The sequence below is a fragment of the Paraflavitalea devenefica genome, from assembly GCF_011759375.1.
GTDB lineage: Bacteria > Bacteroidota > Bacteroidia > Chitinophagales > Chitinophagaceae > Paraflavitalea > Paraflavitalea devenefica.
Map to the genome: position 1 here is coordinate 204,414 of NZ_JAARML010000007.1, position 26,753 is coordinate 231,166.

14 protein-coding genes are annotated in these 26,753 nt (G+C 50.5%); 3 read left to right on the forward strand and 11 right to left on the reverse strand.

The genetic code is table 11. The annotated features are described in order from the left end of the window. Positions 1–125: 125 nt before the first annotated feature. A complete protein-coding gene (locus HB364_RS29745) occupies positions 126–494 on the reverse strand; it encodes a helix-turn-helix domain-containing protein (protein WP_167292079.1) in 369 nt (122 codons plus the stop codon). 187 nt (positions 495–681) lie between these two features. Here HB364_RS29745 and HB364_RS29750 point away from each other — a divergent pair, with 187 nt between their 5' ends. Beyond that, positions 682–4,839, forward strand: a complete 4,158-nt coding sequence (locus HB364_RS29750) for a hybrid sensor histidine kinase/response regulator transcription factor (RefSeq protein ID WP_167292080.1) — start codon at positions 682–684, stop codon at positions 4,837–4,839. 127 nt (positions 4,840–4,966) lie between these two features. Continuing rightward, positions 4,967–6,154, forward strand: coding sequence for an endo-1,4-beta-xylanase (locus tag HB364_RS29755; protein ID WP_167292081.1), 1,188 nt, complete (start codon positions 4,967–4,969; stop codon positions 6,152–6,154). A 17-nt stretch (positions 6,155–6,171) separates the two neighbouring features. Here HB364_RS29755 and HB364_RS29760 read toward each other — a convergent pair whose 3' ends face one another. The 10 genes from HB364_RS29760 to HB364_RS29805 all read right to left on the reverse strand — a co-directional run bounded on the left by HB364_RS29760 (position 6,172) and on the right by HB364_RS29805 (position 25,479). Beyond that, positions 6,172–8,601, reverse strand: coding sequence for a glycoside hydrolase family 31 protein (locus tag HB364_RS29760; RefSeq protein ID WP_167292082.1), 2,430 nt, complete (start codon positions 8,599–8,601; stop codon positions 6,172–6,174). A gap of 159 nt (positions 8,602–8,760) precedes the next feature. Next, positions 8,761–9,126: a hypothetical protein gene (locus tag HB364_RS29765; protein ID WP_167292083.1), complete on the reverse strand. Its 366-nt coding sequence runs from the start codon at positions 9,124–9,126 to the stop codon at positions 8,761–8,763. A 37-nt stretch (positions 9,127–9,163) separates the two neighbouring features. After that, the gene (locus HB364_RS29770) at positions 9,164–10,075 is read right to left on the reverse strand and encodes a hypothetical protein (protein ID WP_167292084.1); all 912 of its coding nucleotides are present in this window, start codon (positions 10,073–10,075) and stop codon (positions 9,164–9,166) included. A gap of 17 nt (positions 10,076–10,092) precedes the next feature. Further along, positions 10,093–12,246: an endo-1,4-beta-xylanase gene (locus tag HB364_RS29775; RefSeq protein ID WP_167292085.1), complete on the reverse strand. Its 2,154-nt coding sequence runs from the start codon at positions 12,244–12,246 to the stop codon at positions 10,093–10,095. Positions 12,247–12,279: 33 nt separating this feature from the next. Further along, positions 12,280–13,233 (reverse strand): DUF5627 domain-containing protein, encoded by a 954-nt coding sequence (locus HB364_RS29780; RefSeq protein ID WP_167292086.1) that lies wholly within the window; start codon positions 13,231–13,233, stop codon positions 12,280–12,282. 32 nt (positions 13,234–13,265) lie between these two features. Then, a complete protein-coding gene (locus HB364_RS29785) occupies positions 13,266–15,035 on the reverse strand; it encodes a RagB/SusD family nutrient uptake outer membrane protein (protein ID WP_167292087.1) in 1,770 nt (589 codons plus the stop codon). Between the two features lie 34 nt (positions 15,036–15,069). Continuing rightward, positions 15,070–17,889, reverse strand: coding sequence for a SusC/RagA family TonB-linked outer membrane protein (locus tag HB364_RS29790; RefSeq protein WP_167292088.1), 2,820 nt, complete (start codon positions 17,887–17,889; stop codon positions 15,070–15,072). Between the two features lie 115 nt (positions 17,890–18,004). Continuing rightward, positions 18,005–19,885, reverse strand: coding sequence for a RagB/SusD family nutrient uptake outer membrane protein (locus tag HB364_RS29795; protein ID WP_167292089.1), 1,881 nt, complete (start codon positions 19,883–19,885; stop codon positions 18,005–18,007). Between the two features lie 11 nt (positions 19,886–19,896). Beyond that, complete coding sequence (locus tag HB364_RS29800) at positions 19,897–23,025, reverse strand: SusC/RagA family TonB-linked outer membrane protein (RefSeq protein ID WP_208420143.1); 3,129 nt, start codon at positions 23,023–23,025, stop codon at positions 19,897–19,899. A gap of 453 nt (positions 23,026–23,478) precedes the next feature. Beyond that, positions 23,479–25,479: a family 43 glycosylhydrolase gene (locus HB364_RS29805; protein ID WP_167292091.1), complete on the reverse strand. Its 2,001-nt coding sequence runs from the start codon at positions 25,477–25,479 to the stop codon at positions 23,479–23,481. Between the two features lie 121 nt (positions 25,480–25,600). On the opposite strand from HB364_RS29805, the gene HB364_RS29810 reads away from it, so the two are divergent. Beyond that, a complete protein-coding gene (locus HB364_RS29810; RefSeq protein ID WP_167292092.1) occupies positions 25,601–26,743 on the forward strand; it encodes an erythromycin esterase family protein in 1,143 nt (380 codons plus the stop codon). Positions 26,744–26,753: the final 10 nt, after the last annotated feature.

The following is a 26,753-nucleotide window of genomic DNA, read 5'->3' on the forward strand; positions in this document are numbered from 1 at the left end:
CCAGTCCAATAAAAAAAGAGAAACAGTGTGGTGCACACAATTTAAACATATTTTCGAATTGAAAAATGCGCGCGTCTGTTATTTTTCTGTGCCCCAGGATTCTTCATCCATTGAAATAAGGGTTATCATCTACAGCGCTGGTAAGTGGCAGGCGTTACTTTGAATTGTTTGAGGAAAGATTTGCCAAAGCTGCTTTGAGAGGTATAGCCTACCATCCGGGCTACTTCAAAAACGCGGTATTCCCCGGTCGCCAGCAGTTCCGCCGCTTTTTTCAACCGGGCTTCCTGGATCAGTTCGTTCGGCGTCTGGCCGGTGAGGCTTTTCATTTTCCGGTACAGGGTCGGACGGCTCATATACATCAGTTTCGCCAACCGGTCAATATTCAGGTCTTTATCGTGGACATGACCGGACAGGCATTCATACAGTTTCTTCAGGGCCTGCTCTTTTTCCCGGTCAGCCCCCGGCCGGGCAACTTTTACAACATTACTGCACATGGCAAATCGTTTTACGGGGAACGCTTACTTTTGGAACGGAAAGTGAAAAATAAACGTCAATTTCACACCGAAACAAAAGTAAAAAGCAGGGGATCCGGGACATGCCTCATTTGTTGAAATTGGTGGCACAAATGTCCTGTCAGCGCCAGTAGCCTCCTGCTTCGCCCTTAACGATAGCCACGCATATATGTTTAATTATAAATATACGCTCCTCTCCTTTTTCTTACTGCTTGTTCATACCGGATGGGCGCAACCAAAACATATTAATTTCACCACCATCTCCTCCAAAGATGGTCTTTTGTCCAACTCGGTTAATGCCATCATTAAAGACCATTATGGACTCATGTGGTTCGCCACCGACGACGGACTGAATAAGTTCGACGGCACCAATTTTATCCAATACCGCCACCTGCCCGGCGACTCCACCAGTCTGCGGGCAAACGAAGTGTTGTCACTGCACGAAGACCCGGCCGGTAATTTATGGATCGGCACCAGCGGCGGCGGACTAAGCCGGTACGACCGGAAAAAAGATATCTTCATCCACTATCCCATCAATGCCCGAACCCCCGAACTGCCCTCCAACGCAGTGATCAGGGGCGTCCGCAGCGACCGGGCCGGCAAGGTGTGGATCGCGCAATACGAGAACCTGTTCATGCTGGACCCCGCCACCAGCCATATCACCCGGATTGATCTGACGGTGGCCGACAGCGGCCGGCATATCCCTAAGATCCTGACCTGTGTATTGGTAGATAGCAAGCAACGTGTATGGGTGGGCACTGCCAATGGCCTCTACCTATACGAAAGCGCGGTTAACAAGGTCCGGCGGTTTCAATACAACCCATCACACGCGGCAGGACCGATCAGCAACGACATCAGGGCCATTGCCGAAGATAAGGACGGCCGTATCTGGATCGGCACTTCCGCCGGCCTGTGCAGCTACCCGCCCGATGGCACGGGGTTCACTGCTTATGATTACCTCAGCGGCCCTGCTTCCGTCTTAAACAGCAATGAGATCATCTGCATCGCGCCCGATGAAGCAGGCGACCTGTGGATCGGTACGCCCGAAGGCCTGCATATTGTAAATACCCGTACACACGAGGTAGCCGCCTATGTTCCCCGGGAAGGCAATATCCATAGCCTCACCAGCAAGTCGATCAGGTGTGCCTATGTTGATAACCAGGGCATTTATTGGCTGGGCACTTTTCGTGGAGGCATCAATAAATACGACAGGAACCTCAACCTCTTTGATCTCAAGCTGAGCAGAACCTTTTTTAAGCAAATCCGGGCCACTTCCATCATCAGCTCTTTTGCAGAGAGCCGGGATGGCCAGGTATTCATCGGTTCCGACGGAGGAGGATTGTTCCGGTTCAACCGGAAGACAGAACAGGTGAGCCCGGTTGATCTTGGCTTACCGGTACACGACCAGCATCCCCTCTCCGTGCTGGCCCTGCACCTAACCCGCCACAACAAGCTCTATGCCGGCGTCTATGCCTGGGGGCTCGTCATCCTCGACCTTACCACAGGCGCCCGTCAATATATTCAGCAAGGACCCGGGACTGCCGACCTCAACTCCAACTATATCTTTTGCATCAGGGAAGACAGCAAAGGCCAGATCTGGGTGGGCACGAATGGTGAGGGGATCAACCTGCTGAAAGAGGGGAAGGTCATTACAAAGTTTACCACTCACCCCCGGCCGGATGCCGGCAATGAAGTGCTGCTGCCCATGAATGGATACATCCGGGCCATCGAAGAGGATACGGCCGGCAATATCTGGATCGGGTCGCATGGCGGCGGCGTGAATGTATACAACCCGCACAATGGACAATGGACTACCTACACACAAAGCAACAGCCGGTTGCCCAGCGATAAGGTGCAGGCCATATTGCGCGACAGCCGGGACAATATATGGGTAGGGACCTTTGGAGAAGGCCTGAGCCTGTATGACGAAAAGAAACAGACATTTATCAACTTCTCCGAAAAAGACGGGTTACAAAATGGCACCATCTATCAGCTCATAGAAGACAAGAACGGCCTTCTATGGCTCAGCACCAACACCGGCATCAGCAGTTTCGACCTGGCAAAAAAAACCTTTCGTAACTACACCCACTACAACGGCGTGCAGAACAATAATTTTGTGCGCGGGTCGGGCATCCGGCTATCGGGCGGTGAATTGCTGTTCGGCGGCATTGAAGGGTTCAATTATTTCGACCCGGCCAAGCTGACCATTAACCGTAATGTACCACAGGTATTGTTCACCGATCTGAAGATCTCCAACAAGTCGGTAGTTCCCGGCGAAGAGACGCCCATCAAAGAACATATTTCCATAGCCAGTCAGATCCACCTTGCGTACAAGCAGAATTTTGCCCTCAGTTTTGTTGCGCTGAATTATACCCTCCCCAAACAAAACCATTACGCTTACAAGCTGGAAGGGTTTGATAAAGACTGGAATTATACCGGCACCATCAACACCGCCTCCTATACCAACCTCGATCCGGGCGAATACACTTTTCATGTAAAGGCCAGTAATAACGACGGTGTATGGAGCACCACCGATACTGTCATCAAAATATATGTGCTTCCCCCCTTCTGGCGCACTACGTGGGCCTATATCTTTTATGCGGCAGCCATCGGAGGCTTGTTGCTCTATAGCCGGCACAGAGGCATCACCAGGATCCGGAAAAAATTCCTGCTCGAACAGGAACGGCAGGAAGCCAAACGCGTACAGGAACTCGATCGTTTGAAGATCAAGTTCCTCACCAACCTGAGCCATGATTTCAGAACACCGATCTCCCTCATCATGGGGCCGGTAGACCAACTGATCACCGGCGAAAAGACGGAGAACAGGCTCGACAAACTGAACATGATCAAACGCAACGCCAGGAGACTGTTGAACCTGGTGAACCAACTGCTCGACTTCAGGAAGATGGAAGAACATGAACTTCAATTACAGTTATCAGAAGGCGAACTGATATCGTTTGTGAAAGAGGTAACGGATTCCTTTATGGACTTTGCGGAAAGAAAACATATCCACTTTGATTTCAGCAGCGACCTGCCCCTGCTCAACGTTTACTTCGACCAGGGTAAGATGGAACGCGTTCTCTTCAACCTCTTGTCGAATGCTTTTAAGTTCACCCTCGAAGGAGGCCAGGTAAGCGTTGCCTTGCAGGCATTGGACAGCCCGGCCGGTACCAGTCAGCAGTGGGTAAGCATCCAGGTAAAAGATACCGGCATCGGCATTCCCAAAGACAAACAGGCGCAGATATTCGAACGCTTTTTCCAAACCAGCACCACTGCGGCCATCCTGAACCAGGGCACCGGCATCGGCCTGTCTATCACCAAAGAATTCATTAAAATGCATGGCGGCACCATTGGGGTGGAAAGCGAGCCGGGACAAGGCGCCACGTTCACGATAGAACTGCCCCTGAGAACAGCTCCCCCGCAACCGCAGGAAGAACCCACCGGCCACCTCACCGCATTATCACCCATGCCCGAAGAAGCGATTGAAGTAACCGGGGCGCCTGAAACAGGTGAAGTATCCGCCACCCTTACATCACCTGGCAGCACCATCGACCATCCTCTCGTATTACTGGTAGAAGACAATGAAGATTTCCGGTTCTACCTCAAAGACAATCTCCGGAGCAGCTACAAGATACTGGAAGCGGTGAACGGAAAAGAGGGATGGCAAAAAGCACTGGCCCATCACCCCCAGCTAATCGTGAGCGATATTACCATGCCCGAAATGGATGGCATCGGCCTGGTGCAAAAACTGAAAGCCGACAAACGTACCAGCCATATCCCTGTTATCCTGCTCACAGCCCTCACAGCAGAAGAACAACAGATTACCGGACTGGAAACCGGGGCCAATGATTATATCACCAAACCCTTCAACTTTGAGGTGCTGAATGCCAAGATCAAAAACCTGCTGCAACTGAACAATACCCTGAAAACAACTTACACCAAACAGATCAAGGTGCTTGCGCCGGAAGTAGCCATAGAATCGACCGATGAAAAATTATTGAATAAGATTGTCAGCTACCTGGAAGAGAACCTCACCAATTCACAGTTATCTGTTGAAAGCCTGAGCAAGGAAGTAGGCATGAGCCGGAGTTCCCTCTATAACAAATTGCTGGAGCTGACCGGGCAAACACCGGTGGAATATATCCGCTCTTACCGGCTCGACAAAGCAGCGGTCCTCCTGGAAAAAAGCGATATGACCATTGCAGAGATCGCTTACCAGGTCGGCTTCTCCACGCCCAACTATTTTGCCAAATCCTTCAAAAGTAAATTCAATATGCTGCCTTCGGAGTTTATTGCCAGGGCCCGGAAAGGAACGGACAATAGTTAAGTTGTCACCCGTCTTTTGGTCCTATCGTCTCAATTATGGGAGAGATAATTGCTGCCCGCAGGCTATTGCCCATTTTTGTCGTTTATTAGACATGCCATTGCATTTCATACTTCCAAACGTAATGACCATGAACAGCAAATTACCATTGGCCCCCGCCGGCCTGCTCCTGGCGCTATTGATTGCCGGTTGCACACCCCGGCGCGCCGCTACCTCCGCAACGACACGCTCAGCGTCTTCCGCAGCTTCTCCTGTAGCCACCAACGCAGCGCCTTCGCTGAAGGCCACCTTTAAAAATGATTTCCTCATCGGCACGGCACTGAACCTGGAACAGGTATACGAAAGAGAACCGGTTACAGCCAGACTGATACCCGAACAATTCAATGCCATCACACCCGAAAACATGATGAAGGCAACACATATCCATCCCGAATGGAACAGGTACAACTTTGCCCCAGCCGACAAACTGGTGGATTATGGTCAAAAATACCAACTCAAAATAAACGGCCACGCACTCGTCTGGCATAGCCAGATGCCGGCCTTTGCCAGGCGGATAAAGGATGCCGATTCCCTGCGGCAATTCTTTACGGAGCATATTAATACCGTGGCAGGCCGTTACCGCGGTAAAGTGTTTTCCTGGGATGTGGTGAATGAGGCGTTGGAAGAAGACGGTAGTCTTCGCCAATCAATCTTTCTGCGACAACTGGGAGAAGACTATATTATAGAAGCATTCAGGCTGGCACAAAAAGCAGATCCCGATGCAGAACTTTATTATAACGATTACAATATTGAGCAACCCAGAAAAAGGGCCGGCACCATTGCCCTCATCAAAAAAATACAGGCAGCGGGTGTTCGTATAGACGGCGTCGGTATCCAGGGTCATTGGCCGGCCAGCAAGCTACCGCTGAAAGCCATTGAAGAAAGCATCCTGGCTTTTTCTGCACTGGGGATAAAGGTCATGTTCACCGAACTGGACCTCACCGTACTGCCCAATCCCTGGGATCACAATACGGCCGACATCAGTCGCACGGCCGATGGCAACAGGCCGGGTATGAACCCCTACCCCAACGGATTGCCCGATTCGGTACAGGCAAAGCTTACCCAGGCTTATGAAGATCTCTTCCGTCTATTTCTCAAACATCCCTCTGCAATAAGCCGCATCACTTTTTGGGGCGTGAATGATGCACAATCCTGGCTCAACAATTTCCCCATCAGGGGCAGAACGAATTACCCCCTGCTCTTCGACCGGCAGAACAATCCCAAACCAGCTTTCTACGCCATTATCGGCGCGCGGGAAAACAACAGGAACGAAAACTGACAAGCTATAATACCACACTACAACTTCACAATCATCTTTTTGCCTGCGTAAGTAATGCGCTTATCAGGTGCGTTGGTTAATTGCTCTCCTGCACCTTTCCCGGCATTGACCATTACAATATTGAATGTTCTTTCTGCCGGCATAGTGGAGAAGGCACCTTGTCTATCCTGTATAGTCAGTTCCCTTTTTTTATCATTCCAGTGAAAAGTGATCGTTGAATAAACGCCTTTTTCATAATTGTAGTTATCGTTCTCATCTTCATACAATACAAACTTTCCATCGGCGCCGGGATATATACGTAGCTCAAGATTATCCCATTTCTTTTCTTCCGCATACTGCACGTCCGGACCAATGGGCAATATAGAACCCCCTTTTACAAATAAGGGAATAATATCCAATGGCGTTTCTTTCGTTACTTTTTGGCCGCCGGCAAAGGGCGCGCCGGTCCAGAAATCGTACCAGTTGGTTCCTCCCGGTAAATACACATCCTTGCTTTTGATAGCACTGAAATCTTCGGTTAGAGACGTATCTCTACCGTTTATCACTGGCTTTACATACATCGGCCGGGTAACAGGAGCAACCAGCAACGATTTACCCAACAGGTACTCATCGTTGATATCCCAGGCATTTTTATCATGGGCAAAATCCATCATCAGGGCACGCATCATGCTCGATTGGTTGGCCGTCACCTCCCAGGAGGTAGCATAGATATAGGGCAACAACCGGTAGCGTAGGCGGATGAATTTCTCTATGGCATCATAAGCCTTGTCGCCTTTTTTGCCAAACTGGTAAATTTCACGGGGAGCGCCTTCTCCGTGTGAACGCATCATGGGACAGAAAGCGCCGAATTCAAGCCATCTTACATAGAGCTCCCTGTATTCAGGATCATTTAGCTTTTTAGGGAACTGCCACAGGAAAAAGCCGCCAATATCACTGTTCCAATATGGAATGCCGCTGAGGGAAAAGTTCAATCCTGCAGCAATCTGGTTGTGCAGCGCCTTCCAGGAAGCTACCACATCGCCCGACCAGGTATTAGCACCATACCGCTGCTGACCGGCAAAGGCAGAACGGGTAAGAATAAAAGCACGCTTGGCGGAAGTTTGCGCTCGTTGATGTTGATATACCCCGCCTACCGTCATTAAAGGGAAGGCGTTGCGCACTTTCCGGAATGAACCCAGAAAGGTTTTACTGTCAAAATCACCCGGTTTGGCCTGCAGGTGGTCGGGCTCTGAAGAATCCATCCACCAGCCATCTATGCCCAATAAGAAAAGACCTGCCTGCAGGTATTTCCAATAAATATCCCGTGCAGCCGGGTTGTAGGCATCGTACACTTTTACGCCCGAAGGATAATCAAGCTGCGGTGGCCATTTCTCCACACCCGACTCAGGCCAGGTGGTAAAAGGAAGCAGCGCCCCGGCTTTGTCCAACTCCTGGTAAGGTTTTGTTTGCGGACCGAAATTGCTCCAGATGGAAATGATGAGGTGTGCATTCAAACCATGCACATCATCCACCATCTTCTGCGGATTATAAAATTCAGGATTGAGGAACTCCATTGCATTCCACAGGTAGTTGTTGCCCCAATACTGCCAGTCCTGGATAATGCCGTCCAACGGAATGCCCAGTTCACGGTATTTTTTGACAACCGCCACCAGCTCATCCTGGCTTTTGTACCGCTCCTTGCTTTGCCAGTAACCATAGGTCCACAGCGGGAACATCGGCGCTTGCCCCGTAAGGTTGCGCATGCAGGCAATGACGCCATCTGCGTTGCCGCCAACCATAAAGTAATAATCGATGCCATCACCCACTTCCGATTTGAACGAAGTGCTTGCTGCATTATCCGTAAAGTTGGTAGGAGAATAATTGTCCCAGAATACCCCATAGCCTTTCACCGACTGGAAAAAAGGAATATAATCATCCGTATTCCCCTGCATCATGCGCAGCGACAAGTTTCGTTGCACCATCTTACCCGCCTGTTGCTGCCCCAGGCCATAAATCGCTTCTTCTTTATCCAACACGAACGACTGCTGCACGGTGAACGTATTGACGCCCGCGTCATTGAACGGAGTAAATAAAGCTCCTTTCCCCTGCTCACGCAGCAACACGCGGGCGCCCGGATCTGAAAAACTGATCTGCCCATTTTGCAGGTCCAGGTGCACCAATACTTTTTCACTTTTGAGGGCCAGCTTGTTTGCCTGCTGTTTGACACTGAATATTGTTGTTTGCGGCTCGCTGATCACCGACAGGCTTTCCTTTGTAAAGGTTTTTCCGGCAGGCCATTTCATGATGCGTACCGTGGAGGGGCTATAAAACCGGATATCTATTTCAACAGCGTCAATAACTGTTTTTACTCCGTGACTGGTTTTCTGCCAGGTTTGTGACTGGCCTGTACTATACAGGGCAACTACCAGGAATACGAGGAAGGAACTGTGCTTAAAAATTGATGTCATCACTTACTGTAGTTTTGGGGGCCACAAATCTAATTCTTTCATGATATGTTATAAAATATATCCCCGGCCTGAGTAGCCGGGGACGCTTGCTAACTGTGAGGATATGGATAATATGTCGGTTCAGGACATTATCAGTACTCTATGTTGTTATAATACCCGCTACGGCATCCAGGTAAGTTTGAGCGTTCCGGTACAATTAAAAGCAGAGATGAACATAAAAACAGAACCCCAATACCGGTAAGTGAACACACCTGAGCTCAGCCAATGGTCAGTGGAGCCCTCTAAATAATTATGCTCCCCGAGTACAGTGTTATCATCAGCATAAACTGAAACACTGCCGCTGCCGGGCCCGCCAACGGAAGTGGACCAATAAGCATCCACGTGTACATAACTGCAATTCATATTAATGTTTACGGTTGCCTGGTTATACCCTGTAGGTGGACCGGCATAGATAGCTGTTTGATAAGCAAAACTGCTGATCACTGAGACGAGCAATAAAGCCAATGCTAAAAAGAACTTTTTCATAATTGTAGGTTTTTGAATGAAACAGGATGAATAACAGTTATTGAATGTCATTAAAACGATTGATCTCAACGGGATAAGCACTATCGAGTTCACTAAGCAGCGCTTTTTCCTGCCGGGAAAACAACGACTGCCTGATATTGGCCGCTGCATATTTATCAATAGCTATCCGGGGATAAATATGCTGCTGCTTAAAGTGCTGGATGAATATACCGTATTGATACCGCTGGCGCACCTGCAGGTAAGCGGGATCCTTTTCCATACCCAGTTGTTGCCCTTCGGCATATAAACAGATTCCGATGAGCCAGGAATGCAGCATCTTCTTTATATCCTCCGGATTAGCAAGCGATCCGATAAATACAGGCTGGCATTGGACAAACTCCATGAAATCAGCCGCGGTATAACGCCTATGGGCGCCATCGAATTGATACTCCATCAACAACAGGTCCGGATCTATACCCGGCCATTTTCTTTCCCGCTCCACTACCACGGCAGCCATGCGGGCAATAGCGGCCTCGTGCAAAAGGGGTTTTGTTGCCTGCAACACCCGCTGTTGACCTTCGCGGATGTATTTTTCCGGGGCCAGCGCTTTGCTCCGCTCGTCGCTGATCGCCTGCAGCAAAGGTTTTACCTTTTTATCCCAGACGTATCCATCTACCGACGATGCATAATAGCGCATGGCATACAGGAGCTGTTTCTTCAGCAGGTCAATGGTATCAAAGCGATGTTCCAGCGCATAGGCCAGTATACGCCCTTCTTCCACCAATCTATCCTGCAGTTGCTCATCATCCAGGTTTTTATACTGAACGCCGTTTCTGGCAAGTGTATAATCAGCCACACTCAGCCTATAGGCCCCGATCTTCAGCAGCGTATCCTCCTTGTCAACCGGGTTGTTACAACCACAAACGATCACTGCCAGGAATACCAGCGTCTTAACAAGTTGGATGGGCACAAGCGATGATTTAGTCACTATTTTGTATTCGCCTTCAATGATTCGGCCACCGCTGCATAGGCCAGCTTGCGCACATATGCCTCTGTCCATAAACCTATTGGCTCGCCGGCTCTCCAGTAGGAATTGGCCGGACTGTCGAGCGGGGCCCAGATCGTAATGCCATAGCGCTGTGGAGCAGGAATCAATTCAAAATATTTATCGATCACATATTTGTACATATCCGCCTGCGCTTTGTAATGTTCTGCAGTCGCCGCCGGGGTTTTTACGCCCACGCCAATGTCCATCTCCGATACTTTGATCAGTTTACCTGTAGCAGCCAGTAACTTGAACATTTCGGCTATCTTGTCTTTACTGGTAGTGGTGCTGATGTGCATTTGGGTACCGATGCCATCCACCTTGGCACCCTTGCTTTCAATATATTTTACATACTCGATGATCCCGCGGCATTTATCGAGATTGTATTCGAGGTTATAGTCGTTGATAAAATGAATATCAGTGGCATTACCGTATTGCCGGGCCAGCTTAAAGGCCATGACGCCATAATCCTTACCGAGGTAATCCTGCCAGAAAAACTCATCGGCCGCCAACGTCCTGCCGATGCCAGTCTTCAACTCATAAGGATTGCCATCGTCCATGGGCTCATTCAACACATCCCAGGCTTTTACATTCGTTTTGCAGACAGTCAGCATGCCCTTCATCCATTTATCAAGCGTTCCTGATATGATCGTTGTTTTTTCTACAGGCGTCTTTTCTACCACGGTGGTAGTACCCCCGACCGCTTTGTTGCTTTTCAGCACTACATCGTCTATATATACCGTGCCGGCAAACTCACCGTAGCTATAGATCAACCTGATCCTGTCGGCAGCCGTGGCGGTGGTGGCGATCGTGACCAATTTCCAATCAGTCGTCACAGCCACCTGGCCAAAACCGTTGGAGGAATAGTTGGCGCTTTGCAACTCGGGGCGGATGGTGCCCGCAGCCGTACCCTTTACCCAAAAGCTCAGCTCGTATGTTTCCCCATTGGTCAGGGGTGCTGCAAAGGAATAGCTGGTTTGCACATCCCAGAAATTAGTGGTCTTGCTCGGGTTGGTCACATAAAAGGCCTTGCCTGTGTTCCCCACGCCCATACCACTGGCAGTTATTCCCCTGGTAGAGTTGTTGCCCCAGCCTCCCCAGCCACTGCCCGACTCAAAATCGCCATTCGCAACAAGGTTAGTAATGAGCGGAGGTCCCTGCGTATCGTATACATACAGGTTATTCACATCAATAGAATACGTTACCCCCGGTTTGTAGCCCAGGTCAAAATGCAGCTTGATATTGTCGCCGGCAAAATCAGTGATGGTGAACCGGATCTCCTTCCAGGATATACCGGTCGTGAACGTTTCGGTAGCCGTGCCGGATTTCGTCCAGTCTATCTTCGGCGTGTTATTGTTCAACCCTTCAAAGGCTATACGGCCTTCACCGGGAATATCCGATTTGATATACACCACCACTTCATACTTATGCGTCTTGTTCACCGCAATGGTGGGGGTGATCAATTGCAGATCGGTAGCTGCAGACGAACCACCAGCCGACACCAGCTTCACGGCCTTGTTGCCGGTACCCATTCCCACGGCATCTTCTACTGTAATACCAGCGCCGGGGTTGGTCAGGTTCCAGCCGGTAAAACTCTTATCCTTTAAGCCCGCCAGGTTCAGGTCATTGGCATAAGCAGGGGAAGTCACCACCATCGGGGCAAGCAATCCTTTCAGGTAAGCCGCATTCTGATTGGCATGCCACAACAGCGTATGGCCGTAAACAGACATGCCTGCCTTATTGGCTGTTTCCAGGAAGGTCTTTACTTTGTCTAAAGCTAAACTCCCATCTGCCTGTACCACCGCGCCATGTTTCATATCATACCCCACTACCAATTCATCGAAGTTCGTATTGGCCAACCTGTATTTTACCCCTTTATCCAGGTATTCCTGTAGATTAAGCGCAACCCCCCATTTAAAATTGGGATGCGCCCCGCGGTTGATATAGCTCTTCAAAGCCGGGTAGGCATCGAGGTCTTCCTGCACCGCCACTTCGTCCGGCTTGTCTACATCGAATCCCGGCGCTTTATATTTGTTGCAGGCAACCATCATGACCAGGACCATGACACCCGCTGTAATTGTATGTAGTTTGTTCATAACAATGATGAAGATTAAATATGGCAGAATTGATTACTTGGCTACCGGAATATAAGTTTCCATGGTTACCGCACGGTCCCGCATCACGAGGGTATCTGTAGCCGCCACCTGCATATCGGGCAGGGTAACATTATAGCTCAGGTACAGTGCATCACGGTCTTTGCCGCCCCAACTGTTCTTCTCCCCACGCTTGACAAACTGGCCGCTGCCGGTAGCCGTAAAACTGGCATTGGCAGCTGTGACCGTACATTTCCCGGCATTGTCGAATTGCAGCAGTAGCGGACAATTTACGTTCGCCCCATTCTTGTCCTTGAACACGACAGGAAATTCGATCTCCTTCATCGCGCGCGTGTACAATTTGTTTACCTCATCATCTTCCACATATTGTTTATGCCGTACAAGGGTTTGGTTCACGCTGCCCGTGATCACATCCTTGCCCCGGCGCAGGTAATTGCCATGCCAGGGATTTACATATTTGATGGCATAGAGAATAAAATCCTTACCCACCAGGATGGAGTCAGCACCCGACTTATCTATGATCCGCAAAGGGATCACATAGGTATTTTTGATTGCTTTGGGATCATTGAAGAAAGCATCTGTCAATTGCACTTCCACACCGCCGGTGAGGCCGCCTTCCGGGATAACGATGCTGTTGGCCGCCAGTGAATAATAGTTATTGGGCATGGGCAATATTTCATCCTTACCCGCGCCAAATAAAAGACCATTGCCCAACAAAGCATTGTCTACAGCAATCCCGATATGCAGGTTCTTCTTGCTGTAATAAACGCCGCCGGTGGTGGCCATGATCTTGCATTTACCCTGGTTATCGAGCTCGGTATTGAACACATCTTCACCGAACGTAATGGTACGTACCGGATACTGGTAAGCGAAATAAACCGTCTGGTATTCATAATCCGGGAACTCCGCCTTTTTGTTGCAGGCTGCCAGCACAAAGAGCCCTATGATTGGTAACAGAAACTTTTTCATTATTCGTATTTTCAATAGTCAATAGAAATCTTTTATCGCCATCCCTGGTTTTGCTCCAAAGAGCCAAACTTCAGGATCTCGCCATAAGGAATGGGGCCATAGATCATAAAAGGCTGAAATTGCCTGTTCTCCACATTAATGATCGAGGGAACGCTGGTCACGATGCTCACCCCTTTCGCCGTTTCCGTAAGGTTCTCTTTCCACCGGCGAAGGTCCCAGAAGCGGAAACCCTCAAAGCACAGCTCCAGCCTCCGCTCATTCCTGATCAGGGTCCTCATTTGCTCTTTATCAGCTTTGACAGCTTCCAGGTAAGGATCGTTATTGGTGGTGCCTACACCAGCCCTGATACGAATGGCTTTAATGACATCGTAGGCAGAAAAAGCGTTACTGCCCGTACCCATCGGTCCCCAGGCTTCATTAGCGGCCTCTGCATAGTTAAGGAACAGCTCTGTATACCTGATGTGCGGTTTATAATGCCGTTGGTTATTGGCCGAATTGGGATTGAGGTTCACATCCTGGCGCAGTAACTTACGCAGGTAGTAACCGGTACGGGTAGATGTTTCTACTTTGTTCAACGCATCATTCGTGGTACCGTCGGCCGCTGTATTGATCACTGTATTATTCGGTCCCGCGGTACCACCATTCACCAGGATAAACTGGCGCAAACGGGGGTCGCGGTTGGCATAAGGATCCGCTGCATTATAACCACTGGCTCCATCTGAAATAGGATAGCCATTGGCCATCGGGAAAGCATCCACCAGGTTTTGGGTGGGATTGATACGGCCATTGCCAAACAGGCTGGGCGGATAATTGGCCTGCTCCAGGTCGCGGTTATCACCATAATTGTTCCGCCATAATACCTCGGGCGGATTGGCGCCATTCGCCAGTCCCGCTATCTCTGAAGCATTCGAATACCAGGTGAGCCCGGTGGCGGCCAGTGCACTGACCCCTCCCTTGAGCGTTAGTACTTCACCGGCATAGTTGGCAGCATCGGCCCAGGTAGTGGAATTACCAGAACTGAAGGCCGGACTTGCGGCCAGCAAGGCAGCTTTAGAGCGGATGGCCTTCGCGATACGACCGCTCAATAAACCACGGAAGGTAACTCCCAAAGCACGGTCGTATTGTTCCTTGGTCATGGTCCCAAACTTGGCCGGGATCTCTGCGGCACTGGGTATGTTCTCAAAATCCAGCGGCAGCAGGGCTTCCGCCTGGTCCAGGTCGCTATAGAGCTGCTTCATGCATGCTTCGAAAGGAGCACGAGGTTTATTGAAATCACTATTGGCGCCCTGTACTTCCAGGATAAGGGGTACTCCCAGCAGGGACCCACCTTCACCCATACCTCCATGCACTTGTAACAGGTGATAATAGAACAACGCCCGCAGGCCATAAGCTTCGCCTTTCACCCGCATGCCAAAGAGCCTGCTCACGGTTTTGTCGGCAGCCCATTGCACCGTATCCGCATCACGCAGCACGATATTGATATACTGGATGGCAGCATAAGCATTGGTCCATTGGTTCACCGGGTTATTGTTGGCCGTCCATTGACCATTGGCCATCTTCAGGAAACCGCTCGCCTGGTCATTGGTCACCGCATCGTCGGTGGCCACATCGTTGAACGACCAGCCATTGGTGGGTATGCGATTGTAACCGTTGAGCAAAATGCCAAACGGGAAACGGGCATCATTCGGTACATATTCGTCCGGGTTCAGGTTCCGGTTATTTTCAATGGCCGGCTCCAGCAGGTCTTTGCAACTGCTCAGTAAAACCACCGAAGCCAACAGGATCATGATATTTTTTTTCATATGCGTTTGCTTGATTAGGCATAGCAGCCTTTGATTAGAACAAAGCTTTCACTCCGAGGTTATAAAAGCGGGTTTGCGGCTCGCTGCCGATATTCATTTCCATGAGCTCCCGCTCGGCAGACAGCGTGAGCAGGTTAAAACCACTCACATACACGCCCAATTCTTTCACGAGCTTCTTTGCTCCGAGCAGACCCGTCATATCATAGGAAACCTGCACCTTGGCCAGGTCGAAACGATTGGCCTTGTACAGCCAGAAATCGGAGGAGCGGAAATTGTTATCGCTGTTGAAAGTGGTGAGCCTGGGGTACTTCGCCGTTGCCTGTGTTTCGGGGGTCCAGCGGTCACGCACCACGATGGAATATTTATCCTCCCCATCTATCCAGAAATAAGAACTGTTTTTCATACCATAGGCGCCGAAACGGCCGGTACCCAGCGCGAAGAAGGAGAAGTTCTTCCATTGGGCGCTCAGGTTTACGCCCAATGTGAAGGGTGCGCCAAACCAGCCGCCCTTGCCAAGGAACACTTCATCGCGGGTGTTAATGACACCATCACCATTCTGGTCTTTGTACTTGATATCGCCGGGTTTTACCTGGCCGAAGGTTTGCGAAGGTGAATTGGTGATATCGCTGGCATCCTTGAAGAATCCAAGGCTCTGCAGCCCCCAGATCCCATCGATGGATTTGCCCTGGCGGTATTGGTACTTGTCTTCATACACTTCTGCCCGTTTGGAGGCCGTGGTCCTGTAATAAGTGCCCACCACACCGAGGGTCCAGTCTACTTCACCCAGCTTTTTATGCAGACCGACGTTGAAGTCGAAACCGATCCGTTTATCATCGTTATAGTTTACAAAAGGAATAAAAGAAGAAACAGGAAATCCGGTGGTGAAATAAGAAGGGAACAGCGCAGCCGCCTGGATGATATTGCCGGTGATCTTGTTCACAAAGAAATTACCGTCCACTTTCACCAACCCTTTGAAGAAGGAGCCTTCCAGCCCTACGCTGATCTCCTCCCGTTTGGGAAACTTCATAGCAGGGTTATCCCCTCTTCTCGATTCGGTAGCCTGAATGCCGCTGCCGTCTTTCCAGCCATACCAACTGCCCAGCACGGTATAAACACCCTGGTACAAATAATAATTGGTGATATCGAGATCAGTATGCAGGATACCTGCCGAAGCCGTCAGGCGCAGGTCATCTACCACGGCATTGCCGCGCAGGAACGCTTCATTGCTCAGGCGCCAGCCCAAAGACACCGTGGGAGAAAAAGCCTGCCGGTTGCCTTCAGGCAATTTGGCGCTGTGCACCAGGGCGCCACTGAAATCGGCATAGTAAGTATGCTTAAAGTTATAGCCCAACTGCAAACCAAGGTTGGCATTGCTGGTGGCATGGTATACGGCCGACTCCTTTTGCTGCCAGCCATTCATCAGCAACACCGCAGAAAGATGGTGTTTATCCCGGATGGAGTTTACATAGTTGAATTGAGTCGTGGCCGAAATGGTTTGGCTGTACCAGCTATTGCTCACATTCTGCACGCCCGGGGTGGCGTCCTGTCCGTACCGGGTAAGACTGCTGATGAGGTCCTTACCGGCGTAATTATTCCATACCGGCGCATACACGGCGTAGGTATTGTTGAAAGCGAGGTTATAGGAAGCATTGTAATCGACGGCAAAAGTGCCACGGAAGGTCAACCCCTTCAACAGGTTGCGGAGGTCCGCCTGTATCCCCGTGTTGAACTGGAATTGCCGGCTGGTATACTTGTTATTCCCGCCTGCATAGATCGCGGCAAAGGGATTGGTTTGGTCCAGTTGCGTACCACCCAGCAAATACTTGCCATCAATGATATGGTCGCTGTTCTTGATAAACACCTGCGAGGCTTCGTCATCCGGCTCGACCATATCGATCGGGATGAGCGGGGCAAAGCGGTGCGGGCGCAAAGTAGCTGCACTGCCCCAGTAATTGGTGTTCACGCCCTTGCCTGTATAAAAAATAGCGGTCGCATCCACGTTACAGGAAATATAGTCGCTGAGGGTGATGTCCACATTCCCCCGCAGGTTCAGCCGGTCGATCCGGTCATTCTTGATCGCTTCCCCGAATTTGAGCAGTGAGCCGGCTGTCTGGTAACCGATATTCGTATAATACCGCGCTTTATCACCACCACCTGAGATCTCCGCCGTGACATCATAGCGGCCCAAAGCCTTCTTCAGGTATTGATCGGAGTAATAGTCTACACTGGGATAACGGTAAGGATTTTTGCCCGACGCATAGTTAAAGATCGTCGCATCGCTGTACAGGTCTGTCAGCCCGTCATTACGACGCGCCTCATTGTACAGCGTCATATATTCGGCCGAACCGAGGTATTTGGGATAAACCTTGGGTACATGCATGCCGGCATTCACCCGTACGTCAATGCGCTGCGCTCCTTCCTGGCCGCGTTTGGTGGTAATATACACCACCCCTTTGCCGGCCCGGCTACCGAAGAGCGCCACTGCATTGACGCCCTTCAGGAAAGAGATCTGAGCGATCTCTGTCGGCAACACATTACCGGCATCGCGGGGCACCCCGTCAATGACCAGCAGGTAACTGCCCATGCCCCACATACTATTGCCATTAAAGCCATTGGCCCAGGCATCCATATTGGCAAGGCTATAGGTCATATAATTTTGCTTCATTTGCGCCGGTACATCAACGACCGACACACCGCCCAACAGGTCTTTTTGGTCCACCTTGCGGAAAGCCACCTGCACGGCCTGGCGCTCCGGGGCCTTAGGGGTAACAGTAATGATGGTATCCTGTGCGCGGACAGCCAGCTCACTCGCCACCAGCCCACAGGTTACCATTAATATCTTTATATGCTTCATGAATTTCTATGTTAAGTTTTGCTAAGAAAACGCTTGTCAGAGTTTATCCCGCTCTGCGGGGCTGAGCTTGTCGAAGCCGCTTGTCAGACCTCAGACCTCGGACTTCGGTCTTTCCTCACCAACCCGGGTTCTGCGGAAACTCCAGGTACATGCTTGCGTCTGAATTCTTTAACGGGAACCAATAGTGTTTTTCGGTAAACCGGCGCTCCAGGATCGTTACTTCCCGCAGGTTGAGCACCCGGTTATTCTTCGGATCAGCGGAGTTGAAACCGGGCGCCCGGTCAAACTCTACAGACTTCTTCAACGTATAGGGCGCCTGTATGAGCTGCATCCAGCGGCGCAGGTCATTGAAACGATGTCCCTCAAAAGAGAGCTCCACTGCCCGTTCACGCCGCATCTCAGGCATAAAGGCCTCCAGCGAACCGGTGAATTGAGCGGCCACATGTCCCACGCCCGCCCGGTCGCGGAGCACGTTGATGGCTTCCGTGGCAGTCCTGCCGTAATTGTCCGACTTACCGGCAGCAGAGCCATACCCTTGCGCAGCCGCCTCGGCATACATCAGGTACACATCGGCCAGGCGCATATAGGGCAGGTGAATATTGAGGCCTTTATCATAGGAATAGCCATTGTCAAACTTGTTCGAAGTAATGGGAATGAACTTGTACAACAGGTAACCTGTACGGCTACCTGTACTTACATCCCGGTAACTACCGCCCGTAAACAGGTTGGCATACCGGTTAGCTTCGATAGGCGCCGCGCCCTGGATACATTTCACACCGTCGTACACAAAATCGTTGTAAAACCGCGGGTCCCTGCCTCTCCAGGGATAGTTGGGGTCATAACCCGACTCTGCATCCGGCTGGGTAATATCCTTGATGGGCAACCCATTCGCCATGCCATAATAATCTACATAATTGGCAGTAGGGGCAAAAGTGATCGCTTCATCTACCAGGACGGAATTAGGTCCATATTGCTTGGCCGTTCCATAAGTCGATCCGTGCGCGAAATAATAAGGACCGCGGAAAATAGCTTCTGTGCTACCCGGCATTTGGAAGTTCTGACCGGAAGAATAGAAATTGGTATAATATTTCGAAAACTCCACCAGCTTATAAGGCGCTTCACCCACCTCGCACAACTGCAGCGCTTCGCCCAACGCCACCGCTGCCTTCTTGCAGTATTCAGCATGATAGGTTTTGTTGCCGGTAGAAACATAGTTCATCAGCGGACTGCCCGCCCACAGATAGTTCTTACCCAGGTAAGACAGCGCCATGATCTTGTTGATGCGCAATTGGTTTTTACCCAGCGTTCTTTTACCCGCTGTGGTATTGTCCCAGTTGATGGGCAGCAGGTTCGCCGCTTCCTGGAAATCGGCAGCCGCCTTATCGGCGCACTCACTGTATTTCAGCCGGGGCAACGTCAGCTTCTGGTCGCCAGGCAACACTTTGTCAATATAAGGCAACCCACCAAAATACTGGATGAACATGAAATGGAACCAGCCACGGAAGAACAACAGTTGCCCCTTGATCAGGTTCTTCTCTTCCTGTGTGGCATCCGTCAGCTTGTCCATATTCTCCAGGCCCATATTACATTTGCGGATGCCGTACCAACCCAGCTTCCAGAGCGACTTGGTAAAACGGTCATCATTCGTGTTCGTATTGTTACGGTCCATCCAGCCGGCCTGCCAGCCATCGTACTGTGCCTGCCAGCCCCAGAAATCACCGTTATCGATCTTCACCACAAAGTGGAAATCACGCGCAGTGCTCTGGATCTCGTCCTCGCCCCAGTTCCAGCTATTGGTCCAGTAGGCATTCGAGAAATCCGGGATACAATGATAGAGCTCTTCTGTATAACCCTGGAAATTGGTAAAGTCTTTAAAAGCATTTTCTGCTGATACGATGGATTGTGGTTCCCGGTCCAGGAACTTCTTGCAGGAGGTCAGTCCCCACAAGACAGCCACCACGCACACCACCGGCAAAGTCTTACTATATTTATTCATAACGGTCCTGTTTAGAAAGTAATATTAGCACCTAGGTTGTAACGCTTTACAGTAGGGTAAGCACCTTGCGAGGCCCAGCCTGTGCCGGCGAAATTCGCTTCGCGGTCATCCGGCATCTTGCTCCAGGACACCAGGTTGTTACCGTTGAGGTAGATCCGGAGCGATGCCAGCCCTACCCGCTTCACCAGGCCACTGCTGAACGTATAAGCGATCTCGGCGTTCTTCAGCCGCAGGTAGGAACCATCGTACATATATTGCGTACCCCGGTAATAACCGGCCGGGGTGGAGAGCCATCGGGGCATCGGTACATCCGCATTGAAATTGTCTTTCGACCAGTAAGTGCCCTCGTCATATACGATATGGTTCTGGCTGCCCAGGCTGTTGAACACCACCTGGCGGGTTACATTGTTCACCCCGTAGAACTGCACAAAAAAGGAGAGTGCCTTCCAGTCAACACCAAAAGTGGCATTGTAGGTGTTTTGCGGCCAACTGCTATGACCATAAGGAATATTGTCGCGCGTATCGATTATCCCATCGCCGTTATAATCCACGATGTGATAATTGCCAGGCAGCTTTTGGTTGTCGTTGGTATTGTGGATAGTGCTGCCGTACAGCTCATCCCAGGTATTGTAATAACCCTGGCTCACATACGAATAGGTTTGACCGATCTGCATATTATCCGATTTCTGGTAGTCCGGTAGCAACGCAGGATTATCACCGTCAACGACCCTGTTCTTGGTATGCGTCAAATTCAGGTCTGCCCACAGCCGCAGGTCGCGCGACGTCATATAATTAAAATGCAGCTCCAGTTCATACCCCTGTGAGTTTACCTTGCCCAGGTTGGCCACCGGCGGGGTGGTTCCGAAATAAGAAGGAACAGAAGTGCGGGTGCCCATCAGGATCTTGGTGCGCTTATCCTGGAAGAAATCGACCTTACCTTTAATGAATCCTTTGAGCAATTCAAAATCGACGCCCACATTGTACTTCTCCGCCTGCTCCCATTGCACATTCGGATTGCCCACAGTGGCTTCCCGGTACCAGTTGAACGGACTTTGCTCGGCTCCTTCACCGCTCATCCCCAACCGTGCGCGACCGCCATAGGCCCACTCCGTCAGGTACAGGAAGCGCGAGCCCACGTTATCAAACCCCGTCTGGCCATAAGAAGCACGCAACTTCAGCAGGTCCAGGAATCCTATGCTTCGCATAAATTTCTCGTTCGAAACGATCCAGTTCAAGCCACCCGAAGAGAAGAAAGCAAAACGGTATTCGGGGGCAAACTTCTCAGAACCATTATAAGCACCGTTGTATTCGATCGTGTATTTATTGTCGTAAGTGTATGTAGTACGGAATACCCAATCTTCCCGGTAAGAGGGGATCTCGCTGCCATTGGCCGTGATATTGCGGTTCAGCAATCCCATGGCAGTGACCGCATGCCGCTTTGCAAAGGTCCTGGCATAGTTCAATTGCAACTGGTAGAACAGCCTGCGTTGATTGCCCGTTACGGCGCCCGCGGCCGGCGACCACTTGGCGCCCTCCTGGAAATCGAAAGAAGTGGGTGGATCAAAAGTCTCCTTATAACTCACGATACCGGTTTCTGGATCGACCCATTTACGCTGCACGCCATTGTACAGGTCGTTCACACCCCGGTCGCTTTCAATGAAAGTATTGTCCATCGATACCGTACCGTTGAAGCGCAGCCCCTTCACCAACCTGTCCAGGTTCTGCTCCAGCGAAAAGTCGGTGGTGATGCGGGTGGTGGTCTGGTATTGAATACCCCCTGTAGCCAGGCTCCGTGCAGAGTTCTCCGCTCTTCCTTCATTGGGTGCATAATAACCCCAGGAACCGTCGGCATACTTTGGCAGGAACACGTCCGGCGCTGTCGTATACGCATCGATCCAGGGACCGTATTGATTACCCGTAAAGCCCCAGGGACTTTTCCGCACCCCATACGAGCCGGAAAGGTTCACCTTGAAAAGCGTAGAAGACGTCAGTTGAAAATCGAGGTTGGTGCGAACATTCAGCCGTGTAAAGCCGAAGCCGGGTTTATAACCCCGGTTATTATCAAGCACCCTGAACAGGTCGCCCTCATGCAGGAAGTCGGCACTGGTGAAATACTTCACGAAGCGGGTGCCGCCGCTAACATTCAGGTTCGCGTTGTGCGACATCGCATACTCTTTGAAAAGCGCCTTTGCCCAGTCCACATTCGGATACCGTTCCGCCTCTTCGAGGTTGGCAGGGTAACGGTATTTATTGATGATGTCCATCGGCGTATAATTGTTCCAGCTCTCCGGTTTCAGCGCCAGCTCGTATTCGATCGCGTCATTCATCGTACGGAAGGTTTCATACGAATCCGCTTTCCCCGGCAATTTGGAGGGCACTTTCATAATGGTGTTCACCGTACCACGGATAGAGGCCTTGCCGGTCTTACCGCGCTTGGTGGTAATGAGGATAACACCATTGGCGCCGCGCGATCCGAATACTGCCGTAGCGGAAGCATCTTTCAATACCGCCACGGTCTCCACGGAACCGATGTCTACACTCGTCATCGGACGCTCTACCCCATCCACCAATATCAGCGGACTGCTATTGTTCCAGGTGCTGCGGCCACGGATGATGATCTGCGGGTCTTCTTCACCGGGCAGGCCCGTACTTTGCGCAGTAATAAGTCCCGGCACATTACCGGTCAGCGCCGCGCCGATATTCGACACACCGCCGGCCCTTTCCAGCGTCTTGCCCGTGGTTTGGGAAACAGCCGCTACCACACTTTCTTTTTTCTGCCGGCCATAACCTACCACTACCACATCTTCCAGGCCGATCACACTGTCTTTTAAATGGACGATTGCGTTATTGATGCTGCGGACATTCACTTCCTGCATCACCTTGCCCACAGAAGTGAACACCAGGATATACCTGTCGGAAGGGACACGCAGGGCAAACTTCCCATCAGCGGTGGTACTCGTACTGATGGTGGTCTGTTTTACAAAGACAGTCACGCCCGGCACCGGTACATTCCTTTCATCCAGCACCACGCCCTGCACCACGCGGGCATCCTGCGCCTGCAACGGCGAACGGGCAAGCGTCATCGTCAGCGTTACCGCTGTTACAACAAGCCATTTCCACGACTTTTGTGTAATGATCATTTTAAGCATTGGGTTTGTAAATATTTTAATATGAGGGGCAATAAGCGGTCCCGGTCCATAAGGACTCCTTCGGAGCAACCCGTAACAGGTTGTCATATCCAAAGCAAAGGCATTGCCGACTGCCGATTGCCGGATTACAGGGTTTTACTGGCTGTTATGTACGTGATGATGATAGGGAAAACGGTCGGAACGGAGCTTGCCGACCTGGGAGGTGTTCGAATTTCATAAGCAATCATTTTAGCGTTTAATAAGCAATTTTTTCAGTCACATGGCACAGAACACAGATAACAATACACGAATCTACAATTGTCATACTGACACGAATGGCACGAATCGCCAAAAGGAGGGTAATAATGTTTTAACCAGCTACCTCCATGCGATCCAGGCTTACAATAACATACTGATTTTCACTGCATACATTACTCATATAGCAAATTTTAATGGTGACGTTTCTTATTTACCCGCTCTCAGCAAACGGATACTGTTGATGACTATATCCTGCGGTGTACCTGCAGGAAACCTGACAAACAGATCATGCTGACCGGATATCTTTCCTCCGCCAGCGCGCAGCAGCGCCACGTGCCCTGCCCTTTTACCGGACTTAATAGGAACCGCAGCGATCTTCTCCCCTTCCTGCAAGTCATCCAGCACCACCTCTAGTACCCCGCCTTTGGCCGCACCGGCCATCACCTCAATCGCTTTGGCTTCGCCGGCAATGCCAAAATCCACACCGGCAATCATCAGCCAGCCGCCATAATTGGAATGATTGGTAACTGCCCACTCGCCCCCCTGCTGTATTTTTTGAATGCCAAAGTGATTATTGTTGCCAACAACAGGCAGTGAAGAGAACCCGTCTTTGCAAATGAACAGATCGAAATCAACCGCCCCGCCTTCGGCAAACAACCCCATACTGGTACCGACCCAGCTATTGAAATTGGGCTGCACTTTATCGAGCGGTACAGCGTTGATGGTGCCAACGGGCAGCCAGCGCCTGCCATCAACACTGTAATAGCCGGTCAATCGGTGTTCATACCGCTCTAATTTCAGCCACACGCCTTTTCCTTTATTATTATAAGGCACCTTCCGCATGGCTGTATCCAGTTGCAATACGATGTGCTGTTCCTTTTCCGATGCGTAGAATAACCGAACAAACACACGTTGATCGCCATTCGTGAGGTAAATACCGCCCTTCGATGCAGCACTACCCTGCCCTATATCCAGCCGCGTGAGGGCCGAATAGAAATGGTCTGTTTCCTTTTGCACCAGGTGCGTGCGGCTGCTGTCCGGCGTGAGGCGTACCCATCCTTTTCGTGACGACAGTGAATAACTGGCAGCAGAACCTTTGTTCAGGAAATGCCACCAGGCGCCCAGCTTGTCTGCCCCAAAATCATCAGAGTGCACGCTGCGCCAGGGCGTCCTGTTGTTCTTCAAAGCAGGCTTCAACACCGGCGTGCTTACCGGAGGCAAACCCCAGGGCCTGTCGTTTTCCCATATCACCTGGTACAGCGATGTTTGACGGCCCATACCGCTCCAATCATCAGCGCCATGCTTTTGATAACTCTGGCCAATCGTCCACCAGGTGCCATCAGCGAGTTGAATGGGGGCTGAAATATGATTGGGCCGGGGAAAAGTATTATTGGGATCAGGGCTTGGCTTGAAGAAATCACCCAGCCGCTCCCATTTGGTGGAATCGGCTGTTAACTCCCTTGCCCGCAGTACATATTGGCCTCCGGACACATCACCGGCGGGGAAATAATAATAGTATCCATTGCGCTTGCACATCACCGGACCTTCCGCCCAGCTATACTGCAAATGGGCATTGATCCAGTCGAGGTTGATCACCGAATCGGTGAGCTGGCCATCACGGCCCAGGGCCTGCAGGCGGTTCACCTTCTGGCCGTTCTTGATCACCATATACGGCTTGCCATCGTCATCTATAAAAATGGAATTATCATAACCCAGGTTGCCTGTTTTTGGATTGGTCTCCACCTTCACCGGGGCCGACCACGGCCCTGCCGGCGAAGCCGCTTTTGAAAACCACTGGCCATTCGAGGAAAAATAGATCCAGTATGAACCGTAGAAATAAGTGATGGCGCCCTGCCACACGCCTTTTGAGGGACCATCGCTCACCATATTGGCCTGCGCAGGTGGCAGCACCCGGCCGATCACCTTCCAGTGTACCAGGTCTTTGGAATGATAGATCGGTAAATAAGGATTGAAGTGGAACGAGGAACCACAATGGTAAAAATCATCTCCCACCTTCAGCAGCGTAGGATCAGGATGATCGCCCGGCAGTACCGGGTTCACATACGTATTGACTGTATTATAGAAACGCGCTGAATCGGCATCCGCTATCCCGGAAGCATTTGATCCGGGGCCACTGGGTTGTGCATATAAACATGGAGTGGTAAGCAACAAACTAAAAAAAGCAACTGCAACCGTTCTGGTAATCATCTGGCAAGACTTTATTTATTATAGCAGCAAGATATTACCACACACCCGCTACCGGGTAGCACAAATGTTTAAATGAAGGGCAAAAATGTTTAGATTGAGCCCTTATTAAGCAACCACATCCATGCGCACCTATTTTCTCCTGCCATTTATATTGATATGCCTGGTTGCCCCTGCACAGGATAAAGCATTGCAGGAATACCTTAACCTGTATGCCAAAGAGATCAATCCGGCTATAGCCGGTTTCCAAGGCTTTTCTTTCCTGGATTCGTTATTAAAAGGTAAAAGGATTGTGGCGCTGGGAGAAAGCAGCCACGGTACGGAAGAATACAGTGCAACAAAATTCCAGCTCATTCAATACATGCATGAAAAACTGGGCTATAATGTGCTCCTGTTCGAAAGCCCGATGGCCAACTGCAGTTACGTAAACCTTTCCCCGGATACGGCCACGCGGCAGTTGGTGCGCAACAGCATTCAAGCTGTTTGGCACACAGAAACGGTTCGCCGGTTATTTGCTTACGTAAAAGAAAGGCATATCCGGTTTGGTGGATTCGATCCGCAGTTTATGTACTCCCCTTATCCCGAAGCGGTTTTGACTGATGCGTTTGAAACTTATCCCCCTATAAAAAATACCTTATTACAACTGGAACACAGGATTGCAGCCACCATTACAACACCGCGGCAATATCTTTCCTTAAAAGACAGCTTTTCAGCCGCCTATGACCAGTTGGCCGTACAATTGTCGGCACTGCCGCTTTCGCCGTTACAGCAATGGATGAAACAGATGATCACTACCAATATCAGCTACTATGCGCGGATTAACCAGGGCGATCAACGGGATTCCTGCATGGCGAAAAATATTATATGGATGGCCGAAAACCTGTATCCCCATGAAAAGATCATCATCTGGGCGCACAATACACATATTGACAAAAATCCCAGTCATAAGAAGATGATGGGCAAACTGCTGGCAGCGCATTTTAAAGACCAATTCTATGGGATTGGTTTGTACATGGTAAACGGGACCACCGCTTTAAACAATCGGACCATCATACCGGTGCAGCCTGCTCCAAAGGGCTCGCTGGAAGAAGCATTGACCGCCACAGGATTCAGGACTACCTTTATTGAAACCGGCCATCCCCTATTTGATCGTAAAATGGTCACTTTACATTGGGGCAAAGACAGGCAGTTCCTCACACCAGGTAAAAGTTATGACGCAATAGTGTTGGTGAACGGCGTACGCCCGCCTGATTATTTAAAAGAATAATATCCACTTA

Bases quoted from the DNA above. Each gene is read 5' to 3' on its own strand.
- HB364_RS29745 (WP_167292079.1), bottom strand. From the start codon at position 494: ATGTGCAGTAATGTTGTAAAAGTTGCCCGGCCGGGGGCTGACCGGGAA.
- HB364_RS29750 (WP_167292080.1), top strand. From the start codon at position 682: ATGTTTAATTATAAATATACGCTCCTCTCCTTTTTCTTACTGCTTGTT.
- HB364_RS29755 (WP_167292081.1), top strand. From the start codon at position 4,967: ATGAACAGCAAATTACCATTGGCCCCCGCCGGCCTGCTCCTGGCGCTA.
- HB364_RS29760 (WP_167292082.1), bottom strand. From the start codon at position 8,601: ATGACATCAATTTTTAAGCACAGTTCCTTCCTCGTATTCCTGGTAGTT.
- HB364_RS29765 (WP_167292083.1), bottom strand. From the start codon at position 9,126: ATGAAAAAGTTCTTTTTAGCATTGGCTTTATTGCTCGTCTCAGTGATC.
- HB364_RS29775 (WP_167292085.1), bottom strand. From the start codon at position 12,246: ATGAACAAACTACATACAATTACAGCGGGTGTCATGGTCCTGGTCATG.
- HB364_RS29780 (WP_167292086.1), bottom strand. From the start codon at position 13,233: ATGAAAAAGTTTCTGTTACCAATCATAGGGCTCTTTGTGCTGGCAGCC.
- HB364_RS29785 (WP_167292087.1), bottom strand. From the start codon at position 15,035: ATGAAAAAAAATATCATGATCCTGTTGGCTTCGGTGGTTTTACTGAGC.
- HB364_RS29790 (WP_167292088.1), bottom strand. From the start codon at position 17,889: ATGAAGCATATAAAGATATTAATGGTAACCTGTGGGCTGGTGGCGAGT.
- HB364_RS29795 (WP_167292089.1), bottom strand. From the start codon at position 19,885: ATGAATAAATATAGTAAGACTTTGCCGGTGGTGTGCGTGGTGGCTGTC.
- HB364_RS29800 (WP_208420143.1), bottom strand. From the start codon at position 23,025: ATGATCATTACACAAAAGTCGTGGAAATGGCTTGTTGTAACAGCGGTA.
- HB364_RS29805 (WP_167292091.1), bottom strand. From the start codon at position 25,479: ATGATTACCAGAACGGTTGCAGTTGCTTTTTTTAGTTTGTTGCTTACC.
- HB364_RS29810 (WP_167292092.1), top strand. From the start codon at position 25,601: ATGCGCACCTATTTTCTCCTGCCATTTATATTGATATGCCTGGTTGCC.